Source organism: Catenuloplanes indicus (assembly GCF_030813715.1).
In the GTDB taxonomy this organism is placed as follows: domain Bacteria; phylum Actinomycetota; class Actinomycetes; order Mycobacteriales; family Micromonosporaceae; genus Catenuloplanes; species Catenuloplanes indicus.
In genome coordinates this window covers 8,493,939-8,514,364 of record NZ_JAUSUZ010000001.1, presented here as the reverse complement: position 1 = coordinate 8,514,364, position 20,426 = coordinate 8,493,939, and the positions used below count along the sequence as shown (strand labels likewise).

Below are 20,426 nucleotides of genomic sequence, written 5' to 3'. Positions count from 1 at the left end.
GCAGGGCTTCAGAAGCGGCGCACGCGGTGCATGGCGTGTTCGAAGGCCGCGCGGGTCATCGGCAGTGTCGGGCTGGAGGCCATCAGCATCAGGTCCTCCCGCCAGGTCGTGGTGCCGTCGAGGAAGCGGAGCACACGGTCGGCCGGGTTCCGGTCGAAGAGCCGGTCGAAGAACGCCACGCCATCGGTCAGACCTCGGTCCAGCGCCCGCAACTGCACCGCATCCATCCACAGATGCCGCGCCGGATACGGCGGCGCGGGCACCGGCGGACGCCCGTCCGCCAGCGCCCGCGCGATGTCGTCTGCCTGCCGCGCCATCGCCGAGAAGGTGTACCCGGTCGACGGCCGCGTCGCCCCGCCCGCCGTCCCGAGCCGCACCACGCGCGGCGACGGACGGGGCACGAACGGCCCGTCCGTCATCGGGATCACGCCTTCCTCGACCTCCCGCACCCGCAGTGCGCCCAGGTCCAGACCGAGCAGCCCCGCGTACGTACGCAGCGCCGCGTCGTAGGCCGCACCGCTCAGCGTCGCCGGCGAGAACTCGGTGTACTCGATCAGCGCGAACCGGTCGCTGACCGGCAGCACATAGCCGAACGAGATCCCCCGCTCCGGCTGCGGCGTCCGAAAGTCCATGAGCACGGCCCGCCCCGGCTCGAACGTGGGCCTGTCCGACTCCAGCCACCACCCCCGGAAGTGCTGCAGCCACGTGGTCAGCCCCGGCCGCTCCGGCTTCCGCGGCCGCGAGTCGAGCACCCACGCGGCCCGTACCAGCGGCACACCGTCCGGGCTCGTGACCGTGACGCGCTCCCCGTCGTCCTCCACCGCCCCCGCGGGCGCGGTGACCCGGACCGCATCCAGGCGCTTCTCCGCATCACCCGCCAGCTCGTACAGCGGCGCGGACCGCAACATCGCGTACCGCAACGGCGCCAGCCTCAGGACCCGTCGCCGCGCCGGTGTGACCACGTCGACCTCATCCCAGCTCGCGCTGAGCAACGGATCGAGAAACGTCCCCGGCTCCCCCCAGAACGCCCACGTCCGATCCTGCCCCCGCTTGTGCACCGGATCGACGATCGCCACCCGCAGCCCGTCCACCCCGGCCCGCCCGAGCGCCGCCAACAGCAGCGAGGCCGCTCCCCCACCACCCACCAGGGCGACGTCCACATCAGTGATCACCTGGCTAGCCTGCCGCCCCGACCACCGCACGTCAAAGCGCGCGAGTCAACGCACGAGCGCCTGCGATAAAAGCAACGCGCACCACGAGGGTTTCGGCAGCCCGACCCGATGCCGAAGCCCTAAGGGGCACGAAGCCAACCGATCAGCGGTCAGGTTCCCCCCTCACCGGAAACCATGCAATCCGCCACTCTGACAACCGGAACAGCTTGGCGACGTCATCCAAGTCAGCCGCCCAATAGTCACCACCAGCGGAAGGATTGGCAAGGTTATCGACAAGAACTACATGATAGCCCCCGGTAGATTCTTCGTCAGATTGAACCCTGATAAAAAAGCCCTCATTCTCGCCAGCTTCTATGAGGCCGTACCGATCAACCGGGATTTCCTCCATAAAAGTCAACTCATCAGCGGTACATGGTTATTTGCGATTGGCTTACCAACATCGTCAAACAGCTCAAAGTGCACGTGGGGTATATTTGGCCAGTGCCCTTTCCCCTGAACTGAGGCGGGATCCATCCGGAACCCCCTTCTGCCGTTACGAAACACTCCCGGCGCAACTTCCCGAGCACCATCTCCCAGGAAGGCACGACCGGTGGCCATGGCATCCTTCATCGTAATCTTATGGCGGCTTATAAAACTAGCGGAGAACTTCTTCGAGGTGCGGTTCACGAAACGCTCGCCGTGCTCTACGGTCTCGTCGATTATATCCTGCCGGACCTCGCCGCAGTTGTGTACGAGCACGGGGCTATTTCCGGCGAGCACATAATACGTGTGCACGTCAGCGACCGTGAGGTTATGAACGGTGGACCGTCGCTCCGTCCACAGCTCAATCGAGACGATCTGGACGAAGGAACCTGAAGCCGTCCGCAGCCACTGGCCTCGCTCAAGGTTCCCGGCCGTCACCCACCTGCTCAACTCCGGAAGCCAGAAGGGATGGCCATCGGTTGCGGTGATCTCAGCGACCTCAGTTCCGTCGCCGCCGTCCACATCGACCGAGATTCTGACCAGTCGCTTCTCGCCGACCCCCGTAATGAGAGCAGCCACCGCTTCGGCTTGCGTCACACCGGTTTCCGGATCGGTGGCCACCACCAGGTCTCCGAGTTCGACATCCTCGATCGATTTCGCCGAACCGTCCGCCATCAGCACACCAGCGTCCGGCACAAAACTATTGCAGTCACTGGGTTTGCGGCCGGCGGCCTTGACCGGTTTCTTAGCCTCATTTGTGGCGCTCTTGGCTGCGGCTTTGGCTTCGGTGGATGCGGCCTTTCCGGATTGCTGGGCTGCTGTCTTGGCGCCCTGGCCGACGGCTTTGGCACCGGCCTTGACGGCGGCGCCGACGGCTTTGCCGATGCCGGCGCCGACGACGGCGGAGGCGGCGCCGATGGCGGCGGCGCCGAAGTAGCCGCCCACGCTGCGTTTGTCGGGTGGGGTGGTGAAGTGGTATTCGGCGGCGCCGATGACGGCGCCTACGGCGACGGCGCAGGCCACTGCGGCGGCGCCGGCGGTGACGATGCCGCAGCCGATGCCGGCGGCGACGCTGACGGCGACCGTGATGATGGTGGCCTTGTGTTCGGCGACGAAGTTGCCGACGGCCTTGGCGGTCTTCTTGCCCTTGCAGATCAGGTCGAAGGTGCCGCACTTCTTGGGCTTCGGGGACGGCTGGGACTTGGCGGGGGTCGTCTGCGGTGGTGGCGAGCTGGAGACGGTGGGTGGGCCGTACCACTCCTCATCGGTCATCGGGCGCAGGCCGTCGGGGTCGCTCGACGAGGTCGGCGCGTTGTTGGCGTAGGAGTAGCCGTTCATCTGCTGGGGGTCGGCCGGATCGATGATCGGATCGACGCTGATGAAGCGGCCGGTGACCGGGTCGTACTCGCGGGCGCCGAGATGGGTCAGGCCGGTGGCGGCGTCCTTCGTGCCGCCGACGAAACCCTTCTCGCCGGGCCAGGAGGCGGGGGCGGTGCCGCGCTGCTCGCCGTACGGCGTGGAGTAGCGGCGCTGAATCGAGAGATCGCTTGCCTTGATCGCCATGGCATTGGTGCCGTGGTGGTCGGCGGCGAGCCAGTAGAGGGTGTGGGTGCCGCCGCCGGAGGTGCGAACGGCGACCGTACGGCCCTGGTGGCTGTAGTAACGGGTGCAGGTGACGGCGGCACCACCGGCGGCCATGAACAGCTCGTCGGGGCCGAGGTAGAGCGTGGTGCCGGTGTCGTCGCGGCGGAGCAGGCGGACGCCGTTGGCGTCGTAGACGAAACTGGTCGTCTTTCCGGCCTCGGTGACCGTGGCGAGGCGGCCCTCGGTGTCCCACTCGAGGTTCTGGGTGGTGCCGGCGATGTTGCGGGTGAGGGTGTTGCCGGCGGTGTCGTAGGTGTACAGGTCCTGGCGGCTGCCGCCGGGGCCGGTGGTGGTGACGGAGCGCAGCGTGTGCGGCTGGGCGGTGCCGGCCGCGGGGTAGGTTGAGGTGGCGACGGTGTTGCCGGCGGTGGCGTGGCTGGTCTGGGTGAGGCGGTTGCCGGTCTTGTCGTGGGTCCAGGACTGGTAGTAGGGGGCCGGACCGCCGAGCGCGGACGCGGACGGGGCGGTCGTGCAGTTGCCGGAGGCCGGGGTCCAGGCGTCGGTGAGGCGGCGCAGGATGTCGTACCGGAAGCACTGGGTGTCGGTGGCGATGCCGGTGGCCTGGTCGGAGATCTTGGTGAGGTTTCCGGCCGGGTCCCAGGTGTAGAGCGCGTTGGAGAGGCGGGCCGGGGAGGCGTCGCGTTCGACCACGGTGCGGCCGAGGCGGCGGGTGCCGGTCTGGTACTCGAACGAGGTGGTGACCCGGTTGGTGGCGCCGAACGGGTCGGTGGACGTGGTCACCTGCCACGGTTCGCCGTACGGCGTGTAGGTGGACGCGGTGACGTAGCTACCCAGGTTCGAGGTGAGCCGGTCCGGGAGGCTGAACGCGGAGTCGTAGCCGTAGGTGAGGGTCTCGGCGGGCAGGCCGCCGACTGCGGGTGCGGTGCTGGTCGCGGGTGATCCGTCACCGTGGTAGGTGGCGCTGTACTCGTAGGTGCCGGCCAGCGTGCCCTCGGTGGACGGGATGGTGACGCGGGTGCCGAGCGGGCGGTACGCCTCGTCGTAGCCGGTGACGGCCTGGGTGTAGGCCGCGCTGGCGACGTAGCGGGTGGACGACGTGAGGTGGCCCTTGGCCAGGGTGTCGTAGGTCCAGTCGGCGAGCTTCGGACCGGTGGCGGAACCGTCCCGGGTCGCGGTCCTGCGGCCGATCGGGTCGTACTCGTAGTAGACCTTCTTGCCGCGGGCGTCGGTGACCGAGCGCAGTTCGCCGATCTGGTTGTCGTAGTCGTACAGCGTGATGCCGCGGTCCGGGTCCTCGTCCTTGATCTTCTGGCCGCGCGTGTTGTACGTGTACCGCCAGGTGTTGCCGGCCGGGTCGGTGACCGTGTCCGGCTCGCCGCGGCGGGTGTAGGTGTAGGTCGTGGCGTCGTAGCTGCCGGTCGGCACGACGCCGCTGGCCGGGCGGGCGTGGTACTGCCGCAGCTCCGTGGTCTGGCCGCGGGCGTCGGTGAACGTGGTGGTAGGTGTGCCACCGGCCGGTGGGAGCACGTGCACCCGGTCGCCGCCGTACGTGGTCGTGCTCCGCCACTGCTCGACGCCCTGCACCTTGACGATCTCGGTGGTGGGGCGGCCGGCGCCGTCGTAGAGCACCTCGGTGCGCATCGGCAGCTGCGCCACGTCCGGGATCAGCACGGAGAAGCCGGGCGGCGCGTCGTTGTAGTAGGGGCCGTTGCGGGCCACCACCTCGCCGCGCGAGTTGTAGATCGTGTCGGTGACGACGCGGCCGCCGCCGGGTGCGGGCGACTGCGTCTGCCGTTCCCTGGCCTGGCCGTCGAGCAGCTGGTACGACGTCAGGTAGGTGCCGTCGTGCTTGAGCGACTTCGTGGTGATGACGTTGGGCCCGTCGGTGCGGATCAGGTACGCGAACTCGACGTCGGGGCTGTCGGTGCCGCGGGTACGGCCGGGCTGCCAGACCTTGACGACGCGGCCGAGCGGGTCGAACTCGGAGTCGGTGCGGTGCCCGTTCGCGTCGATCGTCGCGGTGCTGCTGCCCCACGCGGGCGCGGTCTCGGTCGTGACGGTGTGCCCGAGCGCGTTGGTGGTCACCACCTGGGTGACCGGGCCGCCGCTGGCCGGCGTGTAGGCGGTTAGCGTGCGGGTCCCGTCGCCGTCGAACGACTCGATCACCCGGCCGTGGGAGTCGTAGGCGGCCCGGTTCGTCGTCTCGTAGACCGGCGCACCGGCGGAGACGTCGACCATCTTCTCGGTGCGGGTGAGGTTGCCCCGGTCGACCGCTCCGAGCGTGTCGCTGCCGTCGTAGTAATTGCGGGTGTCGGTCATCGCGTCGGCCGGGCCGGGGTTCGCTGCGCAGCTCTTCGCGTACGTGACGACCCGGGTGGTGACGCCCAGCAGGTGCCGCCCGGCGTTGTCGGCGAACTCGTACCGGATGCACTTGTCGTCGGCAGGGGTGGCGACGTCGCCGAGGTCGTCGGCCGCGGTGAGCACGCCGGGACGGCCGTTGACCGTGGTCAGCGTGTTGTCGGCGCGGGTCTTGCGGATGCTGCCGTCGCCGAGCGTGACCTGGCCGTGGACCGCCGCGGTGCCCTGCACGTAGGCCCGGGTGGTGGCCCAGGACCGCACGGCGGTCGCGGTCGGGGCGGACAGCCACGGGTCGTTGATCGTGCGGGACAGCACCTGGTCGGTGTCGCCGATGTAGGAGACGGTCTCCCGGGTGAACCCGGCGAGCGGCTCCTGGTCGTCGATCGGGCCACCCTCGGATGCGGTGACCTGCACGGACTTGGTGCCGCCGGTGGCGGTCCGGTCGCCGTGCATGCCGCGCAGGTAGAGCGTCTCCTGCTTGGTGACCGGCCCGTCGTCGGGGTGGCCGACACGGGTGATCACCCGGCCGTACCCCCTGAATTGGGCCCACGTCTTGTATTTCTCCTGGGTGAGGCCGTCGGACTCGGCGTACCGCCAGGCGGCGCCGCCGACGTACTCGTAGCGGGTGACGACCGGCCGGAGACCGGAGGTGCGGTCGTGTTCGGCGACCTCGGTGACGACGTACTTGTGGAACCAGTCGAGGCGTTCGGTGAGGCCCTCGGGCTGCCAGCGGACCGGCAAGCAGCGACGGGTGTTGGTGGCCGGCGCGGGCAGGTCACCGGGTGCGGCGCAGTCCGGCCCGGAGTAGCTGACCGTGGTCTCGCCGCCGGTCTCGGAGTGGATGCCGGAGATCCGCCACCAGTTCATCGCGGGGATGCCGTCGATGCCGTCGACCCGGTTGGGTTTCTGCACGCCGCTGAACGTGACCTCGGGCAGGCTCGCCTGGCCGCCGACGTGACCGGTGTGCGTGATGCCGTCCAGCCAGAGGCCGGCCCGGGTGCCGTCACCGGGGTCGGGGTAGGTGTGCCGCAGCGTCCACGAGTCGACGTCGGCGTAGCCGTCGCCGGACCGCACCTGCGTGGTGATCTTCGCGAGTCGCTTGCTGGTCCAGAACGTGGGGCTCCACTTGTCCGCGCAGCTGGTGCCGGTGCACTCCTGGTCGTAGGGGACGTCCGGGTAGTGCTGCTTCTCGGTCTTGGTGCAGGCGGTGCCGGGCAGGCACCGCTCCGCGGACGTGAACAGCACCTTCCCGACCGCCGGGGTGGTGAAGACGGCGCCGTCGCGCTGCCCGTACTCCACGCGGTCGAGCACGCCGCCGCGCACGTAGCCGCTGACCTTGGTCGCGGTGATGTTGCGGGCGTACTTGTTCCGCTCCGGCGTGTAGAAGTACGACATGGTGTCGCCGTGCCGGTCGACGACGTAGTCGAGATTCCACCGCCAGGCCTGGTCACAGAAGGACGCGTCGAACGAGCTGCCGCGGCAGGGCTCACCGGCGTGGTTGCCGTAGACCGGCACGGTCCAGCCGGAGTTCGTCTCCGGGTTGCCGCCGGTCCAGCCGGGCAACCGGTTCAGCCCGAAGTAGTACTGCGTGCCGTCGGTGGTGGTGACCTTCCAGAACTCGCCGTCGTTGTCGCCGTTGACCGCGCCGGTCAGCTTCTCCACCCGGGCTCCGGTGTCCGCCTTCGGCCGCCAGACGCCGGTCGCGTCGTCGCGGATCAGCTCGCCGCCGGAGCCGTTCAGCGACATGGTGGCGTTGTCGGTGGCCCAGCACTGGTCGCCGGTCTTCGTGGTGTTGGCGCCGCCGCTCATGTCGTCGGCGCACGGCTTGTAGCGCCGCTCGATGTAGCCGGGCCACAGGTCGAAGCCCTCGCCGGTCCAGGCCGGCTGGGTGTTGACGGCCGAGTGCCGGCCGTCGACGCTGGCCGAGGAGTAGCTCAGCGACAGGTCCGGCTCCAGCCCGCCGGGCGCCGGGGGCACGCGTAGCGGATAGTTCCACGAGAAGTCGCCGGTCGAGCCGCCGGCGCTCCAGGTGGCCGACTCGGACAGCGACGTGGCCGCGAACGACCCGGCGCCGCCGGACGGGCCGGCCGTGACCGCGAACAGCGTGCCGGCCGCGGAAGTGGTGGACGCGGCCGGGACCACCACGTCCGCGGTGAGTGTGCCGGTGGCGACGTCGTTGCTGGTGGCCAGCGGCGTGCCGGTGCAGGCCGGCCGGTCCGGCGTGGTCAGCGCGCACTCGGGCAGCCGCAGCACGCGGAGCCGGGACGCCCAGTCACCGCCGTAGGCATGCCGGAACGCCGCGTAGTCCACGGTGATCGAGACCCGGCCGGCGACGGTGGCGGCGTCGGCACGGGCCGCACGCAGCAGCAGCCGGTCGCGCGTGGACCGGGTGTCGAGCAACTGCACCCGGACGCGGCTGGGGGCGGACGTCGCCGCCTTCGCGGTGACGTCGCGGGGCGCACCGACCCAGAGCGGGAGCGTGCCGGCGCGCGCCCGGCCGTCGGTGCCGGTCGCGCGTGCGGTGGTGGTCGGCGGCGTGACCGTGGCCGCGCCGGGGCCGGGCCAGGTGACCGCGCGGGTGCCCCGCACGGCGGCCCGGTCGGCCGGGTCCGCGGCGGCGGGCTGGTAAGCGGCGTCCCGGCCGGGTGTCGACCGCTCGGCGGTCACCTGCCACGGCTGCTCCGCGGGCGCCGCCGCCGCGGCGCGCGCGGGCACGGACAGCAGCGACGCCACGAGCACGCCCGGCAGCAGGACGGCCAGTCGTGTCGCGGCCGCGGCCCATCGCCGCCGTCGGTCCGCGGTGCCGGTCCACCTGACTCTCATGACGTCCCCCCGTGGGATCGAGCAGTGCCGCGATGAACGAGTAGGGGCACATGCTCGCGCCCGCATCGAACGCAGGCAATGAAATGCGGACTTCCGCACGACCGGCAGTGCAATTAGGACGGATATTTCCGGCGCGGGAGTGCGGACTTCCGCAGATCGTTGTCCCGGTGTACGCCGAGCGCATACGCTCCGCGCCTCATCTGGACACGTAACGGGGGAGGTCGATCGTGTCCGCATCGCTCAGGGCCCGGAGCCCGCGCCATTGCCCGCCGCCCGGGCGGCCGTGGCCACGCCGCCCCGTCCGGGCGTCCCTGGCCGTCGTCGCCGTCCTGGCCGGAGTGCTGGTCGCGGCACCGGCCACAGCCGGTGACACCGGAGCCCCAGCCGGCACCGGTGCGGCGGCGAGCAACGAGACGGCCACCGCGCGCCGCACGGGTGACCGGGTGGAGGTGCTCGGCGCCCGCACCGAGACCGGGCAGACGTTCGCCAACCCGGACGGCAGCTTCACCACCGAGCTGTTCGCGACGCCGCAGCGGGTCCGTAAGGACGGGGGCTGGGTGCCGATCGACACCACGCTGCACATGCGGCCGGACGGCGCCGTCACCCCGGTCGCCGTGCCCGTCGACCTGCGCCTCTCCGGCGGCGGCGACGGGCCGCTCGTCACGCTCGCCGCCGAGGGCGGCCGGATCGGGCTCGCCTGGCCGGCTCCACTGCCCGTGCCCCGGCTGGCCGGCGACACCGCCACCTACCCCGACGTGCTGCCCGGCGTGGACCTGCAGGTCACCGCAACCGTCGCCGGCTATCGTGAGGTGCTGGTGGTCAAGACGCGCGAGGCCGCGGCCCAGCCGGCGCTTCGCGAGCTGCGGTTCGGCATGGTCACGGACGGCGTCGAGGCCGAGCTGACCGGCGACGGCGCGCTGATCGCCCGCGATGCCGACGGCGCGGCGCTGTTCACCGCGGACGCACCGATGATGTGGGACACGCCCGCACCACCCGGCCCCGCGGCACGGCAGCACCAGGCCCGGTCCGGCGAGTCGCCCGCGCCGCAGCGGCACTCCCCAATGTCCGCGCGGCTGTCCGGCGGCGAGCTCACCGTCGTCCCGGACCGGGACATCCTCACGGACCCGCTGGCCCGCCTGCCGATCTACATCGACCCGGCCGCGGAGACCGTCTGGTCCAACGACTGGACCCACATCAACAAGACCTATCCGAGCCAGTCGTACTGGAGCTACGACCGGACCAACGGCGCGAAGGTCGGCTACTCCAACTGGGAGAGCCCGATCGTCACCTACCGGTCGTTCTTCCTGTTCGGCTTCGGTGGCTGGCAGGGCCGGGTGATCACCGGCGCGACGTTCCAGGCCGAGCTGGACCACTCCGCGTCGTGCAGTTTCACGCCGACCGACCTCTACCGGACCGCGGACATCAACCGCAGCCAGTCGATCACGTGGAACAGCTCGTCCGGCGGCGGCACCTGGCACACCTGGCTGGCGCAGGCCACCGGCCGGGCCAACGCGAGCTGCGGGCAGGGCAACGCGCTGATGGAGTGGGGCAACGTGGCCGGCGTGGTGCAGGGCGCAGCCGACGCGGGCGGGCAGCTGACGCTCGGCCTGCGCGCTCCGAACGAGGGCGACGCCAACCAGTGGAAGAAGTTCGTCACCGGCGGTGCCCGCCTGGCCGTGAATTGGAACGCTCCGCCTCGCGTGCCCGAGTCGACGAGCACCGTGCCGCCCACCGGGTGTGGCACCCAGGCGAACCCGACGCCGCTGAACACCGCCGTGCCGACGTTCACCACCCGGATCTCCGACCCGCACAACGACAACGTGTACGGCCGGCTCGAGGTCCGTGAGGGCACCACGGTCGTGCACTCGTCGGACACGCCGTCGGTCACCTCCGGCAGCGTGGTGGCCTGGCCGCCGGTGCCGGCCGGCAAGCTCCCCACCGACCAGCCCGCGCGGGTGTTCTCCTACGCCGCACGCGCCGACGACGGCCACCTTGCCAGCGCCTGGACAACGGCCTGCTACTTCACGGTGGACACCGTCACCCCCGGCACGCCCCAGATCGAGTCGGACGACTTCCCGGACGGTGAGCCGAACCTGCCGGTGGGCCAGGTCGGCACGCTGCGGATCGCCCCCGGCTTCGGCCCGCAGGGCACCGTGGACACCGACCTGAGCGGATACCGGTACGGCTTCCAGCAGGACAAGATGACCGGCTGGGTGGCCGCCGACGGCGCCGGGCGTGCCGCCATCCCGATGGTGCTCTGGACCACCGCGCGCACGCTGTACGTCCAGGCGGTGGACCGGGCCGGCAATCCGTCCACCCACGACACACCGTGCATCTGCACCGCCTGGGACCTGCGCGCCCAGGCCGGCACCGCGACACCGGCGGACACGCCGGGCGACGTCAACGGCGACGGACTCGCCGACATATCCACCACACTGGACCTCGGCTACGGGCGCACCGCCGCGTGGAGCCTGCTCAGCAAGTCCGGCGGTGGGCTGTACCCGCAGCCGTACCTGGGCTGGGACACCGGGATCAACGGCGGGTTCGACGCGTACCGGATCAAGCAGGTCCGCGGTGACTTCACCGGCGACGGGCTGGCCGACATCGCGCTGTTCCGCGACGACCCGAACAACACGCTCAAGCTGTTCCTGCTGCGGTCCGACTCGCATCGGTACGACGCGGCCGGCACCCCGCTGTGGGAGAGCGCGCCCGGCAGCGTGTGGAAGCTGACGAACATCCAGCCGGTGGCCACGGACGCGGACGGTGACGGACGGCTGGACCTGGTCACGATGCTGCGGCTGGGCCCGGCCGAGTTCAGCCTGAACGTGCTGCGGAACACCGGCAGCGGCACCACGGTCTCGATCGCCGCGCCCGCGGAGTGGTACCGCAACCCGGTGGGGTATGCGGAGCCGGGCCGGATGAAGGTGGTCGGCGGCGACTTCAACGGCGACGGCAAGGGCGAGGTCGCCTTCTTCTACAACTACGACAACAGCACGTACGGCCTGACCCGGCTCTGGATGCACTCCTCCACCGGCGCCGCGTTCTCCAGCGCCACCCAGGTGTGGGACAGCGGCGCGGGCAACTGGGAGTGGGGCCGGGGCACGCCGGTCGCCGCCGACTTCACCGGTGACGGGCGCACCGACATCATCCAGATGTACGACTACGGCGCCGCGACGCGGTTCTTCATCTTCCCCGCGGCCGCCACGTTCCTCGGGGTCGGAGCGCCCACGGTGTGGTGGGACGGCGCACCCGCCGGCACCGCGTTCGCCGCGCCCAAGGCGGAGCTGGTGCCCGGCGACCTCAACGGCGACGGACGGGCCGACCTGGCCGCGCTCTACGAGGCGACCGGCGCGGCCAAGGTGCACCTGTTCATCTCCGGTACCGGCGGCACCTCGGCGGTCCCTCCGGACCTCGGCACACCGGCCTGGACCGGATCGATCGGCGCGGTCACCGGATCGGTGACGCCCGAACCGGGGCGGTGGTACCAGGTGGTCGCGTCGCACAGCGGCAAGTGCCTGGACGTGTCCAACGTCGGCACCACCAGCGGTTCCAAGATCCATCAGTGGACGTGCACGGCCACGGCCGGAAACCAGCGGGTGACGTTCGTGCCGGCCGGCGGTGGCCCCTACTACGAGGTGCGGTTCGAGAACAGCGGGCGGTGCCTGGACGTCGACAGCTACGGGCGCGGTGACGGATCGCTGCTGCAGATCTGGGACTGCCTGGGCACCGGCAACCAGCAGTTCCGCCTGGAGTATCTGGGTGGCGCGGGAGCAGACGTCCAGGTGAGACTGCGTGCGGCGCACAGTGACAAGTGCGTGGGGATCAGCGGCGCGAGTCTGGCGGACGGCGGTGTCGGCGTCCAGTGGACGTGCTCCGGCGGGCCGGGCACGGACCACGCCTACCACGTGCGGCTGCTGCCCTGATCGAAGAAGGCCACAACCGATCGTCGATGTCCGGCGTTACCTCCACGGGACGCCGGACATCGACGGTGAGCGAGATAATGGCGATGTTTGGCATCGCACGCGCCGAACATCCACATTCCATTCATCGTCACCGGGCAGGGGTGACGACCGGGCCGGTCACGGGGGTACACATGACTGGAGCACCGGCGGACAACGACGGCTTGCCCGCACCGGCGACCATTCCGTCGCTGGTGCGGTGAGGGCTGTCCAGCGACGCCGACCTGATATTCCGGACCATCGTCATGCTCGGGCCGCACACCGCCGGCGGGCTCGCGCGCGGACTCGGCATCCCGGTGTGGCGCGTCGACCGAGGGCTGGCCGAGCTCCGGGCCGCCGGGGTAGCCCGCACCGCGGGGCGGAGCACAACGGCGCAGAGCACCGCGCCGACGCGCGCCGCTGTCTGGCTGGTGCCCTCACCGGCCCAGGTGACCACCACGTTGCACGCCCGCCGGAACCGGCGGGGCCAGCGGGTCCGCCCCGGCCCGGGCCGTCGGCCACACCTTCCGCCCGCATCACCGGCACCGGCAACTCCGGCATCGGCAACGGAAATTCCGGCACCGGTCGACTCCGGCGCCGTAGCGATGACCGGTGCCGGCACACCGGCCGAAGCCGGAGCCTGCGCCACCGCGGGCACCACGGCCTACGCGGGCACCGTCGCCGGACCAGGGGCGGCGACCCGGGCGGGCGCGGCGGCCGGCTCAGGCACCGCAGCCAACGCGGGCACCGCAGCCAACGCGGGCACCGCAGCCAACGCGGGCACCGGAGCAGGCACCGCAACCAGAGCAGGCACCCCAACCAGCGCAGGCACCCCCGCCAGCGCAGGCACCCCCGCCAGCGCAGGTCAGGCCGGCGCAGGAACCGCAGCCGGCGTGAGGGCCGCGGCTGGCACCTCCACCTCGGACGGCGCCGGCGCGACGACGGACGCCAGCACGTTGACGCATGTCTGGGCGGCGGCGCAGCGGCAGGTCGACGCACCGGGAGCGCGGCTGACCGAGCGGGAGCGGGCGCTGATCGGCCTGTTGGCGCGTGGGCACACGGACGCCTCCGCCGCGACCGCGTTGCAGATCAGCGCCCGGTCGGTGACCAACCTGATGCGCGGCCTGATGGACCGATTCGGTGCCGAGAATCGGTTTCAGCTCGGGATCGCGCTCGGTGCCGCCCGCATCGCCGGGCCGCCCGCCCGGACCGGCACCGCCGCACACCGCTGGGAGGATCCGGAAACCGCAGCCCACGTCGCCTGATCTCGCCCTGACTGCCTGGTGGCATGGGACACAGGTCGAATGCGTCTTTTGACACCCCGTGATCGGCTGAGAAGTTCGCCTCCGCGGGTTCGGCATCACTGCGTTGCAATCGCCGCCGGGCCCTCTGGATCGTGGACGTCCGGGACGGCATCGGCCTCCCGCAGCTCGCTCGGTCTGCTGCGGGATGGCGTCGCTAACGGCGCCACCCACCACGACACCGAGACGAAGGTCGCGGCCGGCGTGGCCGCCGCCGGCCCGCCACCCCTCGGAGATGTTTCTTGACCACCGGGGTCCGGCGCCGCGACATGTCGCGGCACTCGCCGGCCGGCACAGGTCGTCCTTCGCCGGCTGCCGCAGAAGAACATCGTCTCGCTGCCCCGCTCGACCGACCCGGCACGGATCGCCCTGAACCTCGACCTCGACGGTCTCACGCTCGGCGGCCAGCAGATGGCCGCCGAGGACGCGCTCGCCGACTGACCCGGGACAAGGACTCACGCCGGCGTACCGACGTGGGCTTGTGCGGAGGCGAGGCGTGACGGGGTGGTCAGGGAGCTGTCACGGAGATGCGGACCCGGGTGCCGGTGGTGGTGGAGATGGCCATGGCGTCGCAGAGTTGGCGGACGAGCCAGAGGCCGCGGCCGCCGGGGCTGCCGTCGGGCGGAGGGCCGTAGCCGACCAGCGGGTCGCGGGGGCCGGGGCCGTCGTCGGAGACCTCGCAGATGACGGTGTCGGCGGTGCGCCAGAGGCGGAGGCGGCGGTCGCCGCTGCCGTGGCGAAGGCCGTTGACGGCGATTTCGGTGGTGACCAGCAGGAGGTCGTCGAGGGGGTCGTCGGGCCAGCCGGAGGCGATCGCGCGGACGGTGCGGCGGACGGCGCCGAGTTCGGTGACGTCGTGCAGGGGCAGGTCGGCGAGTGGGGCGCCGGGGACCGGCGGCAGGGGCTCGGGGAGTTCGGGCAGGAGGGCGGCGGGTGGGCGGTAGCGGGAGCTGTCGCGGCGGTGCGGGTCGCGGATCACCGGGTGGGTGCGGTGTGCGTCCGCGACGACCTGGCCGGGAAGGGTGCGGAGGTCGTAGGGGCAGATGATCCAGGCGGGTGCGTCGGCGAAGAGCGCGTTGACCACGGACTCGTACCGGGTCCAGGCGACGTGGCGGTCGGCGTGGCCGAATGCGACCTCGCCGACGATGCGGGCACGGCCGTGGCCGCGGGCCTGGGCGTGTGCGAGCTGCTCGCGCCAGCCGGCGATGGTGACGGCGGGGCGCCGGTACCACTCGTCGCGGTCGATGAACGTGACGTCGGCGGCGTCGGCGCCGAGCGCGTCGCGCAGCAGTGCCATGTTGTCGCCGGGTACGGCCGCGACCAGCGCGTCGCCGTCGGCCAGGCCGTCGCGGAGGAACGGGAGCACGGCGTCGCAGTAGGCGGTGTCGCTGTCGTAGAGGAGTGCCTCGTGGCAGAGGCCGGTTGTGGTCACGCCGGTCCCCCCGCGTAGGCGGGTCGCACGGCCAGCAGCCTGATCAGCTTGGTCAGCTGCGGGGACTCGCCGATCAGACGGTACGTGCGCCGCCCGTCCCGGACCAGCCGGGTTATCGTGGCGACGTCGTAGACCGCGGCCTCGGACACGTCGACCTCGGCCGTGGTGCCGGCCGCGGCGGCCTCGTCGGCCAGCGTGTCCAGCATCGCGGCGACCGCGTGCCGGTTCGACGCGTCGATCTCGCCGCGCAGCGTCAGGCGGGGCGGCGTGGCCGCGAACCGCATGCGCAGGCCGGGCTCCCACCCCGCCTCGTGGGTGCCGGGGCCCTTCGTGCACGGGTGCGCCGCCGTGATCGGCGCGAGTTCCGCGGCCGTGAAAAGGCGGCGGTCGTACAGGCAGAGCGCCATCGCGTATCCCTCGGCGAAGACGCGGTTGACGCGTGCCTCGTACCCGGCCAGGTCCTCGGATCCGGGGAGGCGGGACGCGGCCCACGCCATGTCGCCGATCGCGCGCAGCCCGGCCCAGCCCGCGGCCCGGGCCACCGCCTGCTCGGCTGCCCAGGCGGCCGGCATCGCGGCCGCGTCGAACCGGCCGGTCGCCAGGTATCCGCCGGACGACGAGGTGATCCGCAGCTGGCCGGCGGCGACTGCCTCGGCGACCGGCACGCCGCGCGCGTCCAGGCCGGCGGCCACGGCCTGCGGTAACAGGCTGTGCGTGAAGTACACGATCCGGTGACGACGGGCGAGGCCGTCCGTGATGAACCGCGCGGTGACGCGCAGCTGCTCGTCGTCGGTGCCGATCGTCCAGCACACGTGATCACCCGGTTGCAGCGTCTCCACCATCGCGGTCACCTCCCGTCCCACACACACCGTCGCACGCATCGCACCGCATTGGCGGAGAGCACACGGACGCCTACCCCGCGCGCCGGCGACTATCCGCGCCAAGCCGGACACATGAGAATATCCGCGATTCTCCCGGCTACCACGCAGCCGGAGCGTAGTCCTTCAGGAAACACCCGTACACGTCTTCGCCCTGCTCGCCACGCACGATCGGGTCGTAGACCCGGGCCGCGCCGTCGACCAGGTCCAGGGGCGCGTGAAAACCCTCCTCGTGCAGCCGCATCTTGGTCGGGTGCGGTCGCTCGTCCGTGATCCAGCCGGTGTCCACGCTGGTCATCAGGATGCCGTCGGTGAACAGGTCGTCGGCGCTGGTGCGGGTCAGCATGTTCAGCGACGCTTTCGCCATGTTCGTGTGCGGGTGCCCGGCGCCCTTGTAACCGCGCGTGAAGACGCCTTCCATCGCGGACACGTTCACCACGTACCGGCGCGGGTGTTTCGATTGGGTCATCGCCGCCCGCAGGCGGCTGACCAGGATGAACGGCGCCGTCACGTTGCACAGCTGCACCTCGAGCAGCTCCATCGCGGGCACCTCGTGCACCCGGTCGCTCCAGCTGTTCGTCGGCGCGGTGTCCGGCACCAGGCCGCCCGCGTCGATCAGCGTGGAGCCGGCGGTCAGCGCGAGCGCGGTCACGTTGTGCGCGCTCACCGTGGGCACGCTGCCGGTCAGTTCACCCGCCGCGGACCGGCCGCCGAGGAACTCGATCTCCGGCAGCGGGCCCGCGGGCAGCGCCTCGGACTCCGCCGCCGTGATCGCCGCGTAGCTGCCGGGCGGACGCCGTACCGTCTGGGCCGCGTTGTTGATCAAAATGTCCAGCGGGCCGCGGGCCGCGACCGAATCGGCCAGCGCGACCACCTGGGCCGGGTCCCGCAGGTCGATGCCGACCACGCGCAGCCGGTGCAGCCAGTCACCGCTGTCCGGCATCGCGGCGAAGCGGCGCACCGCGTCGTGCGGGAAGCGGGTGGTGATCGTGGTGTGCGCGCCGTCCCGCAGCAGGCGCAGCGCGATGTACATGCCGATCTTGGCGCGTCCGCCGGTGAGCAGCGCGTTCCGGCCGGTCAGGTCGGTGCGCGCGTCCCGGCGGCTGTGGTTCAGCTCGGCGCACGTCGGGCAGAGCTGGTGGTACCACGAGTCGACCTCGGTGTACCGCTGCTTGCACACGTAGCAGCCGCGCGGCTGCTTCAGGACGCCCGCGGTGCGGCCCCGCGTCCGGGTCTGCAGCGGCAGCCCCGCGGTCTCGTCGTCGATCCGGCCGGGCGCGCCGGTCGCGGTCGCCTCGGTCACCGCCCGGTCCGCGGCCAGCACCGCGTCCCGCCGCTCCTTGCGCCGCGCCAGCTTTACCGTCTTGAACAATCCGGCGGTCGCCCGCCGCACCGCCACCGCGTCCGGGTGCTCCGGCGGCAGCGCCTCCGCCTCCGCGATGACCTCCAGGCACACCGCCAGCCGTTCCGGATCCAGACCTGCTCCACTCACGTCCGGGAACTGTACTGGCCGGACCCGCCCGGACCCCAATCGTGACGCCTCACGGCGCCAGGACGATCTTTCCCACGGTACGGCCGGTCTCCCCGGCCCGGTGCGCCTCGGCCGCCGCGGACATCGGCAGCACCCGGTCGACGTGCACCCGCAGGCGGCCCTCGCCGGCCAGTCGGGCCAGCTCCTCGAGGCCGGCCCGGTCCGGCTCGGCCAGCAGGAAACGGCCGCCCGCGGCGACCGACGCGGCGGTGTCCGCGCCGTTCAGCGTGAGCAGCATGCCGCCCGGCCGCAGCGTCCTGACCAGCGACGGCACCTGACCGGCGACGACACCGACGGCCAGGTCGACGTCACGCACGGCGTCGCCGACGTCGATGTCCCGGTAGTCGATCACCTCGTCGGCGCCGAACTCCCGCACCAGCGCGTGCTTGTCCGCCCGTGCGGTGCCGATCACGTGGGCGCCGCGGGCCTTGGCGATCTGCACGGCCAGGTGACCGAACCCGCCGGCCGCGGCCGGGATCAGGACGCGTTGACCCGCCCGGATCCGCGCGGTGTCGGCCAGCACCTGCCACGCGGTCAGACCGGCCAGCGCGAGACCGGCCGACTCTGCCATGGTCATCGCTCTCGGCCGGTGCGCGAAGTGCCGGGCCGGGCCGGTGACGTACTCCGCGTACGCGGCCGCTTCCCGCGGGAACCGAAAAAGCCCGAAAACCTCATCACCGGGTACGAAACGGGTGACTCCGGGACCGAGCGCGGTCACCACACCGGCCGCCTCCCAGCCCACCGTGAACGGCGGCGTGCCCAGGTAGCCACCGCCGGCCCGCACCTTCCAGTCGACCGGGTTGACGCCGGCCGCCCGCACCTCGACCTGGATCTCGGCCGGTCCCGGCTCCGGCCGGTCCGCCGGCACCCACTCCAGCACCTCGGGTCCGCCGAGCGTCCGTTGCACGATTCTCCGCACGTACCGACCTTAGGGCCTAAAGCCTCTTGTTTTTTCTCGCGACGTTGATCCCTGTGCGGATCCTGTGCGTACTCATCGCCACCAGGGTGTGTCGGTGTGGTCGAAGTGTTCGCTGTGTTCGGTATGTCGGTGTCTCGGCATTGAGGAGGACCCGTGTTGTGGTGGCGGCGTGTATGCGGCTCGTTGATCGTGTCGGCCGGCCTGGTGATCATGCAGTCGGCCGTGGCCCAGGCCGCGGAACCCGGCGTCCCGGTGCCGCCCGGCGAGCTGATACCGGACACCGGCAGCGGTGAGGTCACCGACGCGGACATCGACCTGGTGGTCAAGGTGCGGCTGGCCGGCCTGTGGGAGATCCCGGCCGGCGAGATGGCGCAGGAGAAGTCGGACAATCCGCGGATCAAGGAGATCGGCAAGGACATCGCGGAGCAGCACAAGGTGCTCGACCAGCTCGCCCGGGACGCCGCCGAGAAGCTCGACATCAAGCTGCCGAACAAGCCGAACAAGAATCAGCAGGGCTGGCTCGACGAGATGGAGGAGGCCGAGGGCGAGGAGTTCGACCAGATCTACGTCGACCGGCTCCGCGCGGCCCACGGCTCGATCTTCCCGGCGATCGCGACGATCCGGGCCAGCACCCGCAACGACACGGTACGGCGGCTGGCCCAGCAGGCCAACCAGTTCGTGGCCACGCACCTGACGCTGCTCGAGTCCAGCGACCTGGTCGACTTCGAGGCGCTGCCCACCGCGCCGAACCCGTCCGCGTCGCCGTCCACGGCGAAGGCGAACAACCAGGCGCTCAACGAGGTCGCCGCGACCCAGACGATCCAGACCAACCAGAACCTCGTGTTCGGACTGATCGCACTGGTGGTGGCCGGCGGCGCGTTCCTCGCATGGCGCACCATGGGTACTTCGGGGGGCCGGTCGTCGCGGCGCCGATCGCGCTTCTGACCGGTTCTCGCGTTCTCGACGCCCCGGCGTGCGCGGTCGATATTCCGCGCGCGCCGGGGCGGGTGTCTGCGACCATGCGGCGATGACCTCCTACGTCTCGCACACCACGGTGGACTGCATCGACGCCTACGCGCTGTCGCGGTGGTGGCAGGCGGTCCTGGACTACCGCGAGGACCCGGACGATCCGAACGAGCCGGGGCACGAGGAGTGCATGATCTTCTCCGCGGACGGCGGGCACCGGTTGCTGTTCATCGAGGTGCCGGACGGCAAGCGGGGGAAGAACCGGTTGCACCTGGACCTGCGGCCGGTGACGGGCACGCGGGACGAGGAGCTGGCCCGGTTGACCGGGTTGGGCGCGACCGTGGTCGCGGACCGCCGGAACGCGAACGGCACCGGGTGGGTGGTGCTGGCCGACCCGGAGGGCAACGAGTTCTGCATCCTCCGCGGCGAGGCCGAGCTCGCCCGGCCGGTCCCGTAGTCCCTGGCGTCAGCCCGGCGTGGCCGGATCCGGATCGGCCGGTGTCAGGTGGGCACGCAGGGCCGCGGCGAGGAGGTCCTGGGCCGGTGCGGTGACGCGGTGGTCGCCGGGGGCGTTGAGGTAGGCGAAGACGCGGGGGCCGCGGTGATCCGCCGGTAGGTCGGGCATGCGCGGGACCACGTGGAAGTGGACGTGCGCGAAACCCTCCTTCTCGGCGAACTGCACCACGTAGGTCTTGGTGCATCCGGTGACGGCGTGCAGCGCGCGGGAGAGCCGGACCTGCCAGGTGCCGAGGGCGGCCGCTTCGTCGTCGGTCAGGTCGGCGATCGACTCGGCGTGCCGGAGCGGGACGAGGATCAGCCAGCCGGGCAGCGCCGCGTCGAAGGCGTGGGCGACCCGCCAGTGCCGGTCCGCGGCGATCAGCTCGCGCGGCGGCAGCGTGCCGAATGCCTCGTTGTGCCGGCAGGTGTAGCAGTCCATTCCGGACACGGTAGTGCTCCTCACCGGGGCAATCCCGGCACGCCGGCTTCGGTCCCGGCGGCACACCGTGACGCGAGGCAGGCATCCTGCCGGCGCGTGGAGGC

Annotated in this window: 12 protein-coding genes; 4 read left to right on the top strand and 8 right to left on the bottom strand. The window is 71.5% G+C overall.

Features of this window, described 5'->3' with window-relative positions; all coding sequences use genetic code 11:
- Positions 1-8: 8 nt before the first annotated feature.
- From J2S42_RS38270 to J2S42_RS38260, 3 genes are all read right to left on the bottom strand, one after another.
- Positions 9-1,202, bottom strand: coding sequence for a lycopene cyclase family protein (locus J2S42_RS38270; RefSeq protein WP_370879345.1), 1,194 nt, complete (start codon positions 1,200-1,202; stop codon positions 9-11).
- A 112-nt stretch (positions 1,203-1,314) separates the two neighbouring features.
- Positions 1,315-1,560 (bottom strand): hypothetical protein, encoded by a 246-nt coding sequence (locus tag J2S42_RS38265; protein ID WP_307247393.1) that lies wholly within the window; start codon positions 1,558-1,560, stop codon positions 1,315-1,317.
- A 5-nt stretch (positions 1,561-1,565) separates the two neighbouring features.
- Positions 1,566-8,420 carry an RHS repeat-associated core domain-containing protein gene (locus tag J2S42_RS38260; protein WP_307247392.1) on the bottom strand — a complete coding sequence of 2,285 codons (6,855 nt, stop codon included), beginning with the start codon at positions 8,418-8,420 and terminating at the stop codon, positions 1,566-1,568.
- 227 nt (positions 8,421-8,647) lie between these two features.
- On the opposite strand from J2S42_RS38260, the gene J2S42_RS38255 reads away from it, so the two are divergent.
- Together J2S42_RS38255 and J2S42_RS38250 are read left to right on the top strand one after the other, a co-directional pair.
- Positions 8,648-12,343: an RICIN domain-containing protein gene (locus J2S42_RS38255; protein ID WP_307247390.1), complete on the top strand. Its 3,696-nt coding sequence runs from the start codon at positions 8,648-8,650 to the stop codon at positions 12,341-12,343.
- A 620-nt stretch (positions 12,344-12,963) separates the two neighbouring features.
- Positions 12,964-13,623 (top strand): helix-turn-helix domain-containing protein, encoded by a 660-nt coding sequence (locus J2S42_RS38250; protein WP_307247388.1) that lies wholly within the window; start codon positions 12,964-12,966, stop codon positions 13,621-13,623.
- 544 nt (positions 13,624-14,167) lie between these two features.
- Here J2S42_RS38250 and J2S42_RS38245 read toward each other — a convergent pair.
- The 4 genes from J2S42_RS38245 to J2S42_RS38230 form a co-directional block, all read right to left on the bottom strand.
- Positions 14,168-15,091 (bottom strand): anti-sigma factor RsbA family regulatory protein, encoded by a 924-nt coding sequence (locus J2S42_RS38245; RefSeq protein ID WP_307247386.1) that lies wholly within the window; start codon positions 15,089-15,091, stop codon positions 14,168-14,170.
- On the bottom strand, positions 15,088-15,954 hold the full coding sequence (locus tag J2S42_RS38240; protein ID WP_307247384.1) for an MEDS domain-containing protein: 867 nt from the start codon (positions 15,952-15,954) through the stop codon (positions 15,088-15,090). The genes J2S42_RS38245 and J2S42_RS38240 overlap by 4 nt, the downstream gene beginning before the upstream one ends.
- 115 nt (positions 15,955-16,069) lie before the next feature.
- The gene (locus J2S42_RS38235) at positions 16,070-17,461 is read right to left on the bottom strand and encodes an SDR family NAD(P)-dependent oxidoreductase (RefSeq protein ID WP_307247382.1); all 1,392 of its coding nucleotides are present in this window, start codon (positions 17,459-17,461) and stop codon (positions 16,070-16,072) included.
- 49 nt (positions 17,462-17,510) lie between these two features.
- A complete protein-coding gene (locus J2S42_RS38230) occupies positions 17,511-18,419 on the bottom strand; it encodes an NADP-dependent oxidoreductase (RefSeq protein WP_307247379.1) in 909 nt (302 codons plus the stop codon).
- Positions 18,420-18,608: 189 nt separating this feature from the next.
- Here J2S42_RS38230 and J2S42_RS38225 point away from each other — a divergent pair, with 189 nt between their 5' ends.
- Together J2S42_RS38225 and J2S42_RS38220 are read left to right on the top strand one after the other, a co-directional pair.
- Positions 18,609-19,364, top strand: coding sequence for a DUF4142 domain-containing protein (locus J2S42_RS38225; protein WP_307249263.1), 756 nt, complete (start codon positions 18,609-18,611; stop codon positions 19,362-19,364).
- Positions 19,365-19,446: 82 nt separating this feature from the next.
- On the top strand, positions 19,447-19,842 hold the full coding sequence (locus tag J2S42_RS38220) for a VOC family protein (protein ID WP_307247377.1): 396 nt from the start codon (positions 19,447-19,449) through the stop codon (positions 19,840-19,842).
- A 9-nt stretch (positions 19,843-19,851) separates the two neighbouring features.
- Here the strand turns inward: J2S42_RS38220 and J2S42_RS38215 are convergent, their stop codons facing one another.
- Complete coding sequence (locus J2S42_RS38215; RefSeq protein ID WP_307249261.1) at positions 19,852-20,322, bottom strand: HIT family protein; 471 nt, start codon at positions 20,320-20,322, stop codon at positions 19,852-19,854.
- Positions 20,323-20,426: the final 104 nt, after the last annotated feature.